The organism is Autumnicola patrickiae (assembly GCF_031846525.1).
Lineage (GTDB): Bacteria > Bacteroidota > Bacteroidia > Flavobacteriales > Flavobacteriaceae > Autumnicola > Autumnicola patrickiae.
The window spans coordinates 148,712-165,468 of sequence record NZ_JAVRHM010000005.1 but is presented as its reverse complement, the minus strand read 5'-3'; the positions used below and the strand labels follow the sequence as shown (position 1 = coordinate 165,468).

General features: G+C 38.5%; 14 protein-coding genes. 11 read left to right on the top strand and 3 right to left on the bottom strand.

Annotated elements, in window-relative coordinates:
• Positions 1-182: 182 nt before the first annotated feature.
• The gene (locus tag RM549_RS06405) at positions 183-1,436 is read right to left on the bottom strand and encodes an ABC transporter permease (protein ID WP_311682929.1); all 1,254 of its coding nucleotides are present in this window, start codon (positions 1,434-1,436) and stop codon (positions 183-185) included.
• Between the two features lie 143 nt (positions 1,437-1,579).
• Here RM549_RS06405 and purH point away from each other — a divergent pair, with 143 nt between their 5' ends.
• The 6 genes from purH to rodA are packed head-to-tail and all read left to right on the top strand — an operon-like array spanning position 1,580 to position 8,629.
• Complete coding sequence (gene purH / locus RM549_RS06400; protein ID WP_311682927.1) at positions 1,580-3,112, top strand: bifunctional phosphoribosylaminoimidazolecarboxamide formyltransferase/IMP cyclohydrolase; 1,533 nt, start codon at positions 1,580-1,582, stop codon at positions 3,110-3,112.
• Positions 3,113-3,151: 39 nt separating this feature from the next.
• Positions 3,152-4,180: a rod shape-determining protein gene (locus tag RM549_RS06395; protein ID WP_311682925.1), complete on the top strand. Its 1,029-nt coding sequence runs from the start codon at positions 3,152-3,154 to the stop codon at positions 4,178-4,180.
• A gap of 14 nt (positions 4,181-4,194) precedes the next feature.
• Positions 4,195-5,016, top strand: coding sequence for a rod shape-determining protein MreC (gene mreC, locus RM549_RS06390; protein WP_311682923.1), 822 nt, complete (start codon positions 4,195-4,197; stop codon positions 5,014-5,016).
• Positions 5,009-5,515 (top strand): rod shape-determining protein MreD, encoded by a 507-nt coding sequence (gene mreD / locus RM549_RS06385; protein WP_311682921.1) that lies wholly within the window; start codon positions 5,009-5,011, stop codon positions 5,513-5,515. Before mreC ends, mreD begins: the two co-directional genes overlap by 8 nt.
• Positions 5,512-7,380: a penicillin-binding protein 2 gene (gene mrdA, locus RM549_RS06380; RefSeq protein WP_311682919.1), complete on the top strand. Its 1,869-nt coding sequence runs from the start codon at positions 5,512-5,514 to the stop codon at positions 7,378-7,380. The genes mreD and mrdA overlap by 4 nt, the downstream gene beginning before the upstream one ends.
• 1 nt (position 7,381) lies before the next feature.
• Positions 7,382-8,629 carry a rod shape-determining protein RodA gene (gene rodA, locus RM549_RS06375; RefSeq protein WP_311682918.1) on the top strand — a complete coding sequence of 416 codons (1,248 nt, stop codon included), beginning with the start codon at positions 7,382-7,384 and terminating at the stop codon, positions 8,627-8,629.
• A gap of 313 nt (positions 8,630-8,942) precedes the next feature.
• On the opposite strand, the gene RM549_RS06370 is transcribed toward rodA, so the two are convergent.
• Positions 8,943-11,078 carry a carboxy terminal-processing peptidase gene (locus RM549_RS06370; RefSeq protein WP_311682917.1) on the bottom strand — a complete coding sequence of 712 codons (2,136 nt, stop codon included), beginning with the start codon at positions 11,076-11,078 and terminating at the stop codon, positions 8,943-8,945.
• Between the two features lie 146 nt (positions 11,079-11,224).
• On the opposite strand from RM549_RS06370, the gene surE reads away from it, so the two are divergent.
• The 5 genes from surE to RM549_RS06345 are packed head-to-tail and all read left to right on the top strand — an operon-like array spanning position 11,225 to position 16,136.
• Positions 11,225-12,007: a 5'/3'-nucleotidase SurE gene (surE, locus tag RM549_RS06365; protein WP_311682916.1), complete on the top strand. Its 783-nt coding sequence runs from the start codon at positions 11,225-11,227 to the stop codon at positions 12,005-12,007.
• A complete protein-coding gene (locus RM549_RS06360) occupies positions 12,000-12,284 on the top strand; it encodes a hypothetical protein (RefSeq protein ID WP_311682914.1) in 285 nt (94 codons plus the stop codon). Before surE ends, RM549_RS06360 begins: the two co-directional genes overlap by 8 nt.
• A 21-nt stretch (positions 12,285-12,305) precedes the next feature.
• A complete protein-coding gene (gene lpxB, locus RM549_RS06355; RefSeq protein ID WP_311682912.1) occupies positions 12,306-13,421 on the top strand; it encodes a lipid-A-disaccharide synthase in 1,116 nt (371 codons plus the stop codon).
• A gap of 3 nt (positions 13,422-13,424) precedes the next feature.
• Complete coding sequence (locus RM549_RS06350) at positions 13,425-14,027, top strand: C40 family peptidase (RefSeq protein ID WP_311682910.1); 603 nt, start codon at positions 13,425-13,427, stop codon at positions 14,025-14,027.
• A gap of 36 nt (positions 14,028-14,063) precedes the next feature.
• Positions 14,064-16,136, top strand: a complete 2,073-nt coding sequence (locus RM549_RS06345; protein ID WP_311682908.1) for a ComEC/Rec2 family competence protein — start codon at positions 14,064-14,066, stop codon at positions 16,134-16,136.
• Between the two features lie 18 nt (positions 16,137-16,154).
• Here RM549_RS06345 and RM549_RS06340 read toward each other — a convergent pair whose 3' ends face one another.
• Positions 16,155-16,700, bottom strand: a complete 546-nt coding sequence (locus tag RM549_RS06340; protein WP_311682907.1) for a thioredoxin family protein — start codon at positions 16,698-16,700, stop codon at positions 16,155-16,157.
• Positions 16,701-16,757 lie beyond the last annotated feature (57 nt).

Here is a 16,757-nt window from a genome sequence, read left to right as displayed (position 1 = left end):
TCGAAGCGGAACAACTTTCAGGAGATCGATAATTGCAGTTTTTGGATGCTGTTATAGTGGAGAGAGGAGAGTGGAAAGACTACTCACTACTCACTCCTGGCAAAAGGAAGTGAGGAAGAAAATTCAAAATTTAAAATTCAACATTTAATGTATATCGTACCTCGTACTTCTAACTTCAAAAATCACATTCCTGTCCTGATTGCTTCCACGGGATCTAATCTTGAAGCGGAAACAGCCGGAATAATTCCGGAAATAAGACCGATAACTGCAGAAACTACCGTTCCAATCAAAATATTAGTTGGAGAAAGCACAAATTCAAAATCCCCGGTAAACTGCGAAGCAATAAGAGAAACCACCCAAACAAAGAATAGTCCGATTAATCCTCCAATCACCGACAGAATTATGGCTTCAAACAGAAATTGTGACAAAATAAAGCGGTTCTTGGCTCCCAGCGATTTTTGAATTCCGATTAAATTAGTTCGCTCCTTTACACTTACGAACATGATGTTTGCAATTCCAAAGCCACCCACTAAAAGTGAAAATCCGCTAATTATTAAACCGATAACGTTGAGTTGCCCAGTGATTACGTCTATTGTATCTGCAAATCCCTGAACCTGGTTAACAAAAAAAGTATTGACTTCATCTGGTTTTAACCCTCTGTAATTCCTAAGTTGCTGCTCAACTACGGCAAGAAATTCGTCATTATCTACTCCATCTTCAGGCTTTAGAACTATTTGTGCAAAAATATTCTGATTATTATCTCCGAATATCCGGCGCGTTAAGTTCACCGGCACCATCACCTGGCCATCCCGGGAATCTCCAAATAATCCGGACCCTTGTTTTTCCAGGACACCAATCACCGTTAACCTCCTGCCATACATCCTAACCTGCTTTCCTAACGGATTAGTATTTTCAAAAAGGTTATTGGCAATTTCGTAGCCCATAACAATTACAGGTGCTCCACTGGCAGATTCAGATTCATTAAAAAATCGTCCTTCGGCAATTTCAAATTCTTCAATATCGTAGTAACCGCTGGTAATAGCAATTACACTAACACCAGTACTGGTAATATCTTTAAATTTGATGGATTCATCTGGCACACCCTGAGCGAAAGTCGAAGCTTCCACATCTGGAACACTACGAGTAAGGTGCTGGTATTCATCATAAGAAACATTGGGAAACTGCTCTCTTTTCCATTGTGGAATATCTGTAGCACCAAAAGAGTATTTCATAACAATTACGGTACTGTTATCTAATGCACTAAGACTACCTTTCACCTCCCGTTCCAAAGAGTCTACGGCAGCAAGTACCGCGATAATGGAAAATATCCCTATTGTAACTCCCAGCAAAGAAAGAAAAGTACGCAGTTTGTTATTCCGAAGTGCATTTAATGCAAAAAAGAAACTTTCCTTTAAAACTCTAAGATAAATAAGCATGAGAAACCACTGTTTTTTTAGGGATTACAGATAAGACGACGGCATTAATTATTCGTTACAAAATTTCTTTACAAATAAGAACAACAGCCTTTAATATTTTTGAGTGAATTACTTACTTTTGCCACCCTAACAAACACAACATAATGAGTAACTTAAAACAAGCTAAATCTGCCCTAATTTCTGTTTTCAGTAAAGAAGGTTTAGCACCAATCGCCAAAAAATTAAATGATCTTGGGATTACCATTTATTCTACCGGTGGTACCGAGCAATTTATAAAGGATCTTGGAATTAAAGTAATTCCTGTTGAAGATGTTACTTCTTACCCATCAATTCTGGGTGGAAGGGTAAAAACCCTTCATCCAAAAGTTTTTGGAGGAATTCTTAACCGCCAGGATAATGAAAGTGACGTTAGCGAATTGGAAAAATTTGAGATTCCTCAAATAGACATTGTGATTGTGGATTTATATCCTTTTGAAAAAACCGTTGCTTCCGGTGCTTCAGAACAGGATATTATAGAAAAAATTGACATTGGCGGAATTTCTTTAATCCGTGCAGCAGCGAAGAATTTTAAGGATGTAATTTGCGTTTCTTCAGTAAATGATTACCAGGAATTTGAAGGATTGCTAAATGAGAAAAATGGAGAAACGAGCCTTGCAGATCGTAAGAAATTTGCAGCTAAAGCCTTCAACATTTCCTCTCACTATGACACTGCGATCTTCAACTATTTTAATACTGAAATAGAAATTCCCGCATACAAAGAAAGTATCCTGACTGCAAAAGCTTTGCGATATGGTGAGAATCCACATCAAAAAGGAACTTTTTTTGGTAAATTTAAGGAGATATTCGATAAACTTCACGGAAAAGAACTTTCCTACAACAACCTTCTCGATGTAGATGCAGCGGTAAACCTGATGAGTGAATTTCAAGCAGACGCTCCTACTTTTGCAATTTTGAAGCATAATAACGCATGCGGATTAGCACAAAGAGATAGCATTCACCAAGCCTATTTAGATGCTTTGGCCGGTGATCCTGTTTCAGCTTTCGGCGGAATATTGATTAGTAATGTGGAAATTGATAAAGCGACTGCAGAAGAAATACACAAGTTATTTTGTGAAGTGGTGATCGCTCCTTCTTTTTCTTCGGAAGCAGAAGAAATTTTAAAAGGAAAAAAGAACAGGATTTTACTTGTTCAGAAGGAAACAGAACTGCCGCAACATCAGGTAAGAACCTGTCTTAATGGCGTTTTAGTTCAGGATAAAGACAATATCACAGATTCTGTTGAAGATTTAACTTTTGCAACAGAGAATAAACCTACAGATAAGGAGTTATCTGATATGATATTTGCTTCTAAGATTTGCAAGCACACCAAATCGAATACTATCGTTTTAGCGAAAAACAAACAACTTTTGGCGAGCGGTACAGGACAAACATCCCGTGTGGATGCGCTGCGCCACAGTATTGAAAAAGCAAATTCGTTCGATTTTGATTTAACAGGAGCGGTAATGGCAAGTGATGCTTTTTTCCCTTTTCCAGACTGTGTTGAAATTGCGGGTGACGCAGGAATATCGGCAGTTATACAGCCCGGTGGCTCGATAAAAGACAAAGACAGTATAGACTACTGTAGCCAAAATAATATTGCAATGGTGCTGACGGGAACACGTCATTTCAAACATTAATTTTAGTACATTTACCAAACCTCAACACACAATTATTATATGGGATTTTTCGATTTTCTCATTGAAGAAATAGCAATAGATTTAGGAACTGCGAATACACTTATCATTCATAATGATAAAGTTGTGGTAGACAGTCCTTCCATAGTAGCCCGCGACAGGACTACTGGAAAAATTACCGCGGTAGGAAAAGAAGCCGCCATGATGCAGGGTAAAACCCATGAAAACATCAAGACCATTCGCCCCTTAAAAGATGGAGTAATTGCCGATTTCGACGCAAGTGAGAAAATGCTTACGATGTTTATTAAAGAAATCCCGGCACTAAAGAAAAAACTCTTTACTCCTGCCCTTCGTATGGTAATTTGTATCCCATCTGGAATTACAGAGGTGGAAATGCGTGCGGTAAAAGAAAGCGCAGAGCGTGTAAACGGGAAAGAGGTTTATCTTATACATGAGCCTATGGCTGCTGCAATTGGAATTGGGGTGGATATTATGCAGCCAAAAGGTAATATGATTGTGGATATAGGAGGTGGTACTACAGAAATTGCAGTTATCGCCCTTGGAGGGATTGTTTGTGACAAATCGGTTAAAGTTGCAGGAGACGTTTTCACCAATGACATTGTTTATTATATGCGTACGCAGCATAACCTTTATGTAGGGGAACGTACTGCGGAAAAAATTAAAATTCAGATAGGTGCTGCCACTGAAGATCTTGAAGTCCCACCAGACGAAATGAGTGTACAGGGACGGGATTTACTTACCGGAAAACCTAAACAGGTGAATATTTCTTACCGTGAGATTGCCAAAGCACTGGACAAATCCATTCTTCGTATAGAAGATGCAGTAATGGAAACTTTATCCCAAACACCACCAGAACTGGCTGCCGATATTTATAATACCGGAATTTATCTCGCAGGTGGAGGTTCTATGCTTAGAGGTTTGGATAAAAGATTATCACAAAAAACAGATTTACCCGTTTACATTGCGGAAGATCCTTTGAGAGCCGTTGTAAGAGGTACCGGAATAACCCTAAAAACATTACATCGCTACAAAGGGATATTGATTAAATAGGGAAATAGCGTGTTATGCAGCAGATTTTTAATTTTCTTATCCAGAATAAGAACAATATTCTTTTCTTATTACTGCTTGCGCTGTCTTTGTTTTTAACTATTCAGACCCACTCCTTTCACAAAAGCAAGTTTATAAGTTCTGCCAACGCTGTTACAGGCGGCGTCTATTCCTGGGCAAATGATTTCCAGACATATCTGCACCTTGACGAATACAACAAGCGCCTTCTGGAAGAAAACAAAGAACTTCGGAATATTCTTACGAATTTAACTGACACTACTGCGGTAGAAAGTTATCTTGATACTACCTCCTTTAGAGGGGATTATTTTTTTAGGGCAGCTACAGTTATTAATAATAACTATTCAAAACTCGACAATTATCTAACTATAGACAAAGGAGAGAATGATGGCATCGTTCCCGAATATGGTGTGATTACTAGCCAGGGCATTATTGGAATTGTAGATCGTGTAAATGGTAATTTTTCCCGGGTAATTTCAATATTAAATAGTCGGTCGAAAATCAACGCCCAGCTTAACAAGACCAACCATTTTGGAAGTTTAATCTGGGATGGTAAAGATCCGAATATTATACAGTTAATAGATGTACCAAGGCAGGCTCCTGTAAAAACAGGAGATACTATCGTTACAGGAGGACGATCTTTAATTTTTCCAAAAGGTCTTCCTATTGGTAGTATAGAGGATTTTAGCCTGGATGCCACCGGTAGTTATTATACAATAAACATCAATCTATTTAATGATATGACCAATATTGGTTATGTCTATGTAATAGAAAACAGAAACAAAGAAGAAATCGAGGCTCTGGAACAACAAAATGAATAGCAGCACCATATCAAATATTGCCCGTTTTTTTGGTCTGATTTTCCTACAGGTCCTGGTGCTGAATAATATAAACTTCCTAGGGTTTATAAACCCTTATCTATATTTTCTGTTCATTCTTCTTTATCCTTTTAATTCCAATAGAAGCTTATTCCTTTTATTAGCTTTCCTCCTTGGCATAAGTATTGATGTTTTTGAGGACAGCGGCGGGATCCATGCTGCAGCCTGTTTAATAGCTGCTTTTATTCGCCCGCAATTTTTACGATTTTCTTTTGGAATTAGTTATGATCACCAAACCTTGCGCCTTTCTGCCACGCCGTTTGGAGCAAAGTTGAGCTATATTTTTCTAATGGTTGTTATTCACCATTTAGTACTTTTTTCACTGGAAATGTTTAGTTTTAACCATGTTCTATTAATTCTGGAAAAGACTTTATACTCTAGTATTTTTACAATAATTTTAGTTTTCCTGAGCCTCGCTCTATTCAGTAAAAAATTTAGATGAGAAGAGTACTCCTTTACATATTAATAATCACCACCGGAATTATTTTTCTTGGCCGCTTGTTTTATCTACAGGTTGTGGATACTTCTTTTGCCCTAAGATCTCAAAATAATGCCATTAAGGTGGTATATGATTATCCGCAGCGCGGTTACATATACGACCGTAACGGTGACTTAATGGTTTCCAACCAGCCTTCTTACGATGTTATGGTGATCCCAAGAAATTTAAAACCTTTTGACACTACAGAATTTTGTGAAATTCTTAGTCTTACACCCGACCAGCTCGGAAAAAAATTGGATAAGGCTAAAATATATTCACCAATGCTACCTTCAGTGGTCGTACCTCAGCTTACCAAAGGGGAATATGCCTACCTGCAGGAGAAAATGCGGAAATATGACGGATTTTATATTCAGAAGCGATCTTTAAGGGATTACCAGGTAGATCATAGTGCGAATATTTTGGGATATATTTCTGAAGTAAACCAAAAGACTGTAAATAACAACCCATATTATATTTCCGGGGATTTGATGGGCAGGCAAGGTGTTGAACAGCAGTATGAAGAGTTACTTCGGGGAGTAAAAGGCGTAAAACATATTCAGAAGGACAGGTTCAACAGAGATATAGGTCCTTATAAAGAAGGTATTTTTGATACGCTTCCCGAGAAAGGAAAAGATTTAAAGATTTCCATAGATGCTACTTTACAGGCCTATGGAGAAAAATTAATGGAAAATAAGCGTGGCGGAATTGTTGCTATCGAGCCGTCTTCAGGCGAAATTCTATCGCTTGTTACAGCTCCAAACTATGATCCCGCTAAGCTTGTAGGCAGGAAACGCTCAGAAAATTTCACAAAACTCTGGTACGATACCATTGCCCAACCTCTCTATGACCGCGGGCTCCTGGCTGAATATCCCCCAGGATCTCCATTTAAAACAATGACTGGCCTAATAGGACTTCAGGAAGGTGTTGTGGACCTTGATGATAAATTCTCCTGTAATCATGGTTACAGCTATGGAAGAGGTCGTAAAATGGGTTGTCACGCTCACCCTAGTCCGTTGGACATGATACCGGGGATCGCTAATTCCTGTAATGCCTATTTTGCCAATGTTTACCGAAGGATTATTGAAAAATATCCTACTCCACAGGAAGGGATCGATAGATGGAATGCTCATTTAAAAAGTTTCGGACTGGGAGATTATTTAGGAAATGACCTTCAGAACGGAAGACCGGGAAAAATTCCGGATTCTGAATATTATAACAGGATTTATAATTATCCCACCTATAAGTGGTATTCAACAGCTACTTTATCCAATGCGATTGGGCAGGGCGAAGTATTACTTACGCCAATACAGCTGGCAAACATGACCGCCACTATTGCAAACAGAGGATGGTATTATACTCCGCATTTACTTAAAGAAATAGATGGTAAAAAAATAAAGGATGAGAAATTCACGGTTAAAAACCATACCACTATAGATCCAAAGCATTTTGAACCTATAGTAGAAGGAATGCATCAGGTTTATACCAATGGCACAGCTTCAACTCTAAGAATTCCCGGGATCGAAATTGCCGGAAAAACTGGAACAGCCGAGAATTTTACGAGAATAGATGGTAAAAGAACGCAGCTGACAGATCACTCGATATTTGTTGCTTTTGCCCCGGTGGATAATCCCAAGATCGCAATTGCTGTTTTTGTTGAAAATGGTTATTGGGGAAGCAGATATGCAGGCAGGATTGCCAGCCTTATGATAGAAAAATATATTCGTGGAAATATTACCAGAACAGATATGGAGGATTGGATCCTATCTCACAGCCTTCAGGACGAATATGCCAAACCATTAAGCGGAGAACCTTTTATAATTAACCGTTAGTATGGCTAAAAGCTCAGTAGGATTCGACTGGACAAGCATTTTAATTTATCTGGCACTGGTACTTTTTGGATGGGCCAACATTTATTCTGCATCTTTAAGCGGCACCTCACCATCTTATTTTGACCTCAATGAAGTTCATGGAAAGCAGGCACTCTGGATTGGACTAAGCTTCTTGTTGATTATTATAATCCTGTCTATAGAAGCCAAGTTCTATCAACGTTTCGCCAGTGTTATTTATGTTATAAATATTGTTTTACTGGCAGGCTTATTTGTTTTCGGAAAAACAATTGCGGGACAAACTGCATGGTATGTGATTGGAGGGATAAGTTTACAACCAGCTGAATTTGCCAAGGTAGCCACATCGCTTGCCGTGGCTAAATACCTTAGCGGGATTGATGTTAAGCTACAGAATTTTTCAGATCAACTAAAGGTTTTTTTAATTATTGGAATCCCCGTTTTCCTGGTGCTCATGCAGCCAGATGCGGGAAGTGCCCTTATTTATTTTTCATTTATTTTTCCCCTATACCGGGAAGGTCTCCACGTTGAATATATCCTTCTAGGTTTTCTTGCTGTCCTACTCTTTGTAACCACACTTCTTTTTGGTCCTTATTGGGTGATAGGTGGTACTTTACTTACGATAATGTTACTTTACTTTATTAACAAAAGAAAGCGACCCAGTACATTTAAGTATTTACTCATTAGCATAGTGGCAATTGGCTTTTCCTTCTCAGTAAATTATGTATTCGAAAATGTTTTTAAGCAACACCACCGCGATCGGTTTAATATTGTGTTGGGAAAGGAAGTGGATTCCCGCGGAATTGGATATAACACTAATCAAAGTGAAATCGCTATAGGTAGTGGGGGATGGACCGGGAAAGGATGGACCGAAGGCACACAAACTAAAGGACATTTTGTCCCGGAGCAGCATACAGACTACATATTCAGTACAGTTGGAGAAGAATGGGGTTTTGTTGGCAGTTCACTGCTCATAATCCTCTTTGTCGCACTTTTATTGCGACTTATTATTCTTGCTGAAAGACAAAAAAATCAATTTCACAGGGTTTATGGCTATAGTGTGGCAGGAATAATTTTTATGCACTTCCTGGTAAATATCGGGATGGTAATTGGCGTTTTTCCTACAGTTGGAATCCCTCTCCCTTTCTTAAGCTATGGAGGTTCCGGGCTATGGGGTTTTACCATCCTCCTTTTTATATTTATTAAACTGGACTCTGAAAGATTATCATTTTAAACCCCCAACACACAGAAGCTAATTCCGAGAAAGTGAAAAATTTTGACAGACCGCTGCTATTGCTAAGGAAGAAGTGCGAACGGGCTAACAGAATGGAAGCTCTCTGACGGCAGGATACTTAAAGCCGTAGAATCTGAAAACCTGTTATAATATCCCAATGCTCTATGAGCACTGCTCAACCACCAGAAGTATTGCTGCAACCAGCAAGATAATAACAGGATAGAGTATCTTTCTCTTCATACTAAACTGACTTAAAAAAATAACAACGCCCTGAAACTTCAGGGCGTTGTTGCAAATCTAAGATTTATTTCAACTAATCTTTAATATTCGCATATTTAGAACTTTCAATATTGTTCATTTTCATACTCATTAAAACATTTACCGCCTCTTCCATGTAAACATCACCGCCAAGGCTCTTGTGCCATCTTTCCCTTTTTTCTTTCAGTATAGTGTCTGTTTCAAAAGCCTCCACTTCATAAGGAAGAGATATATAGGTGAGGTCAGTTTCATATTCTCTTACCGAATCATACTTTTTAGCCTGTTCCGTTCTTTGCTCAATGCTTGCTGAATATTCATCAAAATTCAAAGAATAATTGTTATCCTCACTTTGCTCCTTTATCCATCTCGCATTTTCCTCAATAAGCTTTAACTGAGCGTTTTCATTCATACGCTCTTTGCTTTGCTCTATAGTCCCCTCCAGATCCACATAACCATCCCATTCTTCATATTTGGCAGGATCTATTTTATCCCATGGTAATGGATTTTCCTGATCTTTTTCTCCTATATCTACAAAACTGTAGCGGTCCGGAACAACAACGTCACTCTTTACACCTTCAAGTTGTGTAGAGCCTCCGTTTACTCTATAAAACTTTTGGGTAGTTAATTTTAAAGCTCCCAGATCTCCGTAGTCGTTATTTCTTAACCAACGGTTAAGATCAATTACATTCTGAACAGTTCCTTTTCCATAGGTCTGCTTACTTCCAATTATAATTGCTCTTTTATAATCCTGCATTGCGGCAGCCAAAATTTCTGAAGCCGATGCTGATAGTTCGTTTACTAAAATAACAAGCGGACCATCCCAAAGTACTTCAGGATCTTCGTCCTCCAGCACTTCTTTTCTTTCTCCGCTGGATTTCACCTGTACAATTGGCCCTTCTTCAATAAACAATCCTGCAATATCCACTACGGTTTTCAAAGATCCTCCGCCATTGTTTCGCAAATCCAACACAAGACCTTCTACATTTTCTTCTTTCAAACGAATAATATCCTGTTTAATGTCTGAAGCTGCATTGCGCTCTTCATAATCTTCCATATTAAAGTAAAACTTCGGAAGATTAATTACCCCAAATTTCTTTCCCTCCTTCTCTACCATAGAGGTTTTGGCATAAGTTTCTTCTATCTCCACGATATCGCGGGTAAGAGTAATATCTTCAATATTACCCATCAATTTCTTTCTTACTGTGAGGGTTACTTCAGTTCCTTTAGGGCCTTTAATTAAATCTACCGCATCGTTAAGACGCATTCCTACTATACTTACAGCGGCATCTTCATCTTCCTGCTTTACTTTTAGGATAACATCCCCTTCGCCCAGTTCTTCACTTCTCCAGGCTGGACCACCAGAAATAACTTCAGTAATCGTGATATTATCGCTTTTCTTCTGAAGCCTTGCTCCTATTCCTTCAAGTTTACCAGACATAGCAATATCAAAACGATCTTTATCCTGTGGTGCGAAATAAAAAGTATGCGGATCAAACTCTTCCACAATAGCATTTATATAAACCGAAAAATAATCCTCTCTGTCAAGATCATCTGTGAAGTCATAATATTCGTCTAGTGTTTCCAAAGTCACTTCGCGTGCTTCCTTTTCAAGTTCGACATCAGATTTTATCTCATAATCTGCATCATTCTCCTTCTTTTGTTTTTCCTGTTCTTTCTTATCCCTATAAGTTATTAACGTAGAGAATTTTAATTGCTTTCTCCAACGCTCTTTCATTTCCTTTTTAGAAGAAACATAATCTAATTGATCGTAGTCTGTATTAATATCTTCCTTTTCAGAAAAATCAAAGGGTTGGGTCAGAATTTCTTTATACAAACCACGCGCTTCTTCCATGCGATCGTTTAAAGTGCTATAAGAAAGATTAAAGAATTCTATCTCCTTATTTTTAATTTCGTCATCTATAAGATTCTCGTATTCACTCAATTTTTCCACATCACTCGCGTAGAGAAAACGTTTTGAAGGATCCATTGCCTCCAGAAAATCTCTATAAACTTCACTGGAAAATTCATCATTTATTTCTCTGGCATCATAATGCCCCTGATTTAATACATAAGTAATAAGATCTATCAGGAGCTTATCTTTATTGGGATCGTCGAACTTTTTAGTTGTAAAACTACATGCTGAGGCAGCCATTACCATCAGCATTATTAGGACTTTAAAATTTCTTTTCATATACCGCATAAATTTCTTCATTATCGTCTTCCAAAATACATTAAAAACTGTGCCAACAAATATAGTCGCTACTAATAATTTGTTAAACTACTAAGATAAGCTTTCATTTGGAAATTACTATTTTAGCTGAAGCAAAAAACCTGTTTATGCCTAAAGAAAAACCTTTAATATTAGTGACCAATGATGATGGCATAACCGCCCCCGGAATACGAGCTTTGGTTGAAGTAATGAAAGAATTAGGGGACGTGATCGTAGTTGCACCCGATAGCCCGCAAAGCGGGATGGGTCATGCAATTACTATAAGCGACACCTTATTTTGTGAGCCGGTAACAATAAAAAAGAATTATAAACACAAAGAATACAGTTGCTCCGGAACCCCGGCAGATTGTGTAAAAATTGCAACACAGGAAATCCTGCACCGCAAACCCGACCTTTGTGTTAGCGGAATTAACCATGGCTCAAATTCTTCAATTAATGTCATTTACTCCGGGACCATGAGTGCAGCTGTGGAAGCTGGCGTAGAAGGAATTCCCGCCATTGGATTCTCGTTATTGGATTACTCCCTAACGGCAGACTTTGAGCCTTCTAAAAAATACGTGAAGAAAATTACACAGGATGTTCTAAAAAACGGACTTCCGAAAGGTGTGGTTTTAAATGTAAACTTACCAAAATTAAGTGCTTCAAAAATAAAAGGAATTAAAGTGTGCAGACAAGCCAACGCCCATTGGGAAGAAGAATTTGATAAAAGAACAAATCCCCAGGGACGGGATTATTACTGGCTCTCGGGAAAATTTGTAAATAAAGATGAGGGAGAAGATACAGACGAATGGGCATTAGAAAATGGATACGTTTCTGTAGTCCCGGTACAGTTTGATCTCACCGCTCATCATTTTATTAAAGAATTAAACAGCCGCGATCTTAATGTCTAAACAAGATCTTTTTGTAGGATTTTTAGTAGGCCTTGCCGCAAATATTGCCGGAGTCTTTCTCTATATCTCTGTTTTTTCTGAAATGAATATCGACAACACCCTGGCCGATGCTATGAGAAACGAATATCTGGGAAAATTAATAGCATTGGGAGCAATCCTTAATTTTCTTCCGTTTTTTGTGTTTCTGAAGAAAAATCAACACTATCATGCCCGCGGAGTCCTGTTAGCCACGATTTGTGTAGCTATAGCCATTGCAATATATAAAATTGTAAGCTGAAGAATTTAACACCTAAAGACGTTGAAGTACTACATTATTGCAGGAGAAGCTTCAGGTGACCTCCACGCCTCCAACCTCATTAAAGCTCTAAAAGAGATTGATGAAAATGCCGAATTCCGGTTTTGGGGTGGGGATCTTATGCAGCAGCAGGGCGGTACGCTGGTAAAGCATTACCGGGAGCTTGCCTTTATGGGTTTTGTAGAAGTACTTTTTAACCTGCGGACCATCCTGAAGAATATTTCCTTTTGCAAAGAAGATATTTCCAATTTTAAGCCAAACGTACTCATCTTCGTGGATTATCCCGGCTTTAATCTGCGCATCGCAAAATGGGCAAAGCAGCAGGGCATTCCTACTCACTTCTACGTTTCCCCACAAATCTGGGCCTGGAAAGAAAATCGCATTACCGATATTAAAAGGGATATCGACCATATGTACGTGATCCTTCCTTTTGAAAAGGACTTTTATGAAAAGAAGCACAATTTTCCTGTGCACTTTGTGGGGCATCCTTTAATTGATGCTATTTCCAACAGGAAAAATATAGATGCTGAAATTTTCAAACAAGAGCAGCATTTAGATGAAAGGCCCATAATTGCCATTTTACCGGGTAGCCGGAAACAGGAAATTTCTAAAATGCTGGAGGTGATGCTGAGTATTTCTGAAGATTATAAAAATTACCAGTTCGTAATTGCAGGCGCACCTAGCCAGGACATGGAATTTTACCAGCAGTTCATCAAAAAGAGCAATGTAAATCTGGTAATGAACCGTACATACGATATTTTGGACCTTGCACATGCTGCGCTGGTAACTTCGGGCACCGCAACGTTGGAAACTGCACTTTTTAAAGTTCCCGAAGTGGTTTGTTACAAAGGCAGTTTTATTTCTTACCATATCGCTAAACGAATTATTCAGCTGAAGTTTATCTCTCTGGTAAATCTTATCATGGATCGGGAAGTAGTTAAAGAACTCATTCAGAATGACTTCAACAAAAAGAATTTAAAACAGGAACTCGATAAAATCCTCGAAGGAAAAAAACGTGAAAAAATAATTGAAGATTATTATCTTTTGGAGCAGAAATTAGGAGGTGCAGGTGCAAGTAAAACCACTGCCGAACTTATTTACAGATCCGCTAAACCTTGATATATGAAAAAGAAATCAGCCGTGAATCAGGTTATCTTCAGAAAAAATGAATCACATCTTTTAAAGAACGGACTTCTAAAAGTATTTTTCCTCCTTTTCTTTGTTGTTTTTCTTACTTCCTGTGGCTCTTCAAGATCCAGGGCAATTTCCGAAAACGGATCAAAAAAAATGGTCTCTTCAGAAGAAAAATTTGATACAAATCCTGAAATTGAACCGGCAGATAAAAGAGTCTATAATATCATTTCCACAGCTAAAAAGTTTGAAGGAACTCGATATAAATATGGCGGAACTACAAAAAAAGGAATGGACTGTTCCGGATTGGTTTATACAGCATACCTGGAAGAAGATATTCCACTGCCAAGAACCTCGCGGGCAATGTCTCTGGAAGGCAAAAGATTATTTCTAAAGGAAGTAACCATTGGTGACCTGCTTTTCTTCGAAACCAATAAAAACAAAAAAGTAATTAATCATGTTGGCCTGGTGGTAGACGTACTGCCAGATCATATTCTCTTTATCCACTCCACGAGTTCACGCGGAGTAATAATTTCTTCACTTTCAGAAAGTTATTGGCATAATAATTTTGTGATGGCGCGCCGCGTAATTTAATTTTTATATATCTTCAGAAGTAAATTCTTCTGTGTCTTGAGATTTCTGAATGTTGCTTTAATAAAGCTTTGCCTTGTTTTTCTACTCGGTGTCTTAATCGGATTCTATGCTGAATTCTCCAGTGGGTCGATAATTGCCATTTTTGGCACTGCCCTTTTTTTGTTCATTTTCGCCTTTATAAGAGCTACCAAAAATATTTTTCAGGATGTTTTCTTCGAAATAACAGCCTACCTTGTATTTTTCTGCATAGGACTGGTCACTGTTTACCTTCATAAGCCCGAAAACCAGCCAAATCACTATATTCATTATGCTAAAAATGCCAACTCTGAAGACATTATTAAAGTCACCATTACCGAAAGGCTAAAAGACGGATTTTACGCCGAGAAATATATTGCAGAAGCCTCTGAAGCTCATAAAAACCTTTCCGAAGAAGAAAAATTTAGCCGAAAAAAGCTCACTGGTAAAATTCTGATCAATATTTCCAAAGATTCCGCCGATTTGAACCTGAAAGTAGGCGACGAACTGCTAATTCCAGCTGATTTGGAGGAAATCAATCAACCTCTGAATCCGTACCAGTTCAATTACCGGAAGTATATGGAGAATTTGGGCGTTCTTCGGCAAATAGACCTTTCAAAATCGCAAATAGAAATACTGAAGGACGAAAATTGGCAATTTAAAGCCCTCGCCGAAAAGTGGCGAAACAAAAGTATTTCCTCGCTAAGCATGTATTCTTTCCAACCCGAAGAAATGGCAATTATTCAGGCGCTAATCCTGGGCAACAGAAGGGAAATTTCCACAGAAACTTACGAAAATTATGCTGCGGCAGGTGCAGTACATATTCTGGCAGTTTCTGGCCTGCATGTGGGGATCATTCTGCTCATTCTAAACTGGCTTCTGCGTCCGGTGGAATTCCTTCCCAAAGGCAGGTACCTTAAAATGGCAATTATCGTGCTGCTGTTGTGGGGATTTGCTTTTATAGCCGGACTGTCCCCGTCGGTCATTCGCGCGGTTACCATGTTCTCCTTTTTGGCAATTGGCATGCAACTAAAAAGAAAAACCAGTGCCTTAAACACGCTTTTTATGTCGCTGCTGGTGCTGCTCCTGATCAACCCTTATTATATTTTCCAGGTCGGTTTTCAGCTGAGTTACCTGGCGGTTTTTGCAATCGTAACTATTCAACCAAAGCTTTACAACCTGTATGTTCCAAAAAATAAAATTCCGGATTATTTCTGGAAGATCCTTAGCGTTAGCATCGCTGCCCAAATTGGGGTCTTGCCGTTAAGCCTGTATTATTTTCATCAATTCCCTGGATTGTTTTTTGTAACTAATCTTGTGCTTCTTCCGTTTATAGGACTTATTCTTGGCCTTGGGATTCTTGTGATTTTCTTAGCGCTTATAAACGCACTGCCGCATTTCCTGGCGCAGTTCTACGGAAGTTGTATCGCCGCCATGAACCGCTTTGTAGATGTTGTTGCCGCGCAGGAAGTATTTGTTCTCGATGACATTCCATTTTCAGCCTTAATAACAGTGCTCGCTTATCTCCTGATTATCTTCGGAATAATTTTGATTTATAAGCTGAATTTCAGAAATCTGAGCTTATTCTTAATTGCTATTATTTTCCTTCAACTCGGATTGATCTTCGAAAAATTCCATTTTCGACAATCTGAAGCCTTGGTTTTCCATAAAAGCCGCGGAACGGTGCTCGGCTTCAGAAACAACGATACGCTGACTCTTTTTACTTCTGAAAATATTCAATCAAATGAAGAACTATTTTTGAAAAATTACAAAGTTGCCACAAAAGCAGACACTGTAATTTCAAAGAAAATGCATAATATCTATAACTTCACTGGAGAAAAACTTTTGGTAGTAGACAGTGCTGCGGTATATAACTTTTCTGGTTTTAAGCCTGATATTCTGCTGCTGACGAATTCTCCGAAAATAAACCTCGCCAGACTTGCTTCAGAAACAGATTTAAAGCAAATAATCGCAGACGGAAGTAACTACAGGTCCTATGTGGAACAATGGAAACAAACCGCTGAAAATAAAAAAATCCCTTTCCACTATACCGGTGAAAAGGGAGCTTTTGTAAGTTCAGCAAAGTCAGATTGACTGCTTTATTTCTAAAATCTAGTTTGTAAATTCACCCACAAAGTTCTCCCTGTACTCGGTGAAATCTTCCTGGCTGGTGAATTTCTTATACTCATCACCGGCAAATAACTTCAGAAATATCTCTAATTGTTCAGGAGTTCTGTAACCAACAACTGGAGCAACCATTTCGCCTTTATCGTCAAAAAATACCATCGTAGGATATCCTGTAATCCGCATCGCACTGGCAAATTCATGCGTACCATTACGGCCTTTACGATCTACGTCATATTTCGGATTTTTGAAAACCCTGTCCTTATATTCTATTTCTTCAGTACCTTCAGCATTAAATTTTACCGCATAAAAATTCTCATTTACATACTCAACAAGATCTTTATTGGTAAAAGTATTTTTATCCAGCATCTTGCAGGGGCCGCACCAGCTGGTATAAGCATCCATAAAAATACCCTTCGGATTTTCTTTTTGGGCTTTTAACGCCTCATTCATACTTATCCAATTGATTTCCTGAGCCTGGGACACGGTTCCAAAAATGGCAATTATCAGAAGAGTAAAAATCTTAAGCTTCATATTTTCTTTTTTATTTCAGTAAAGCAAGAAGCATTCCTAAATTTCAGGAATGCTTCA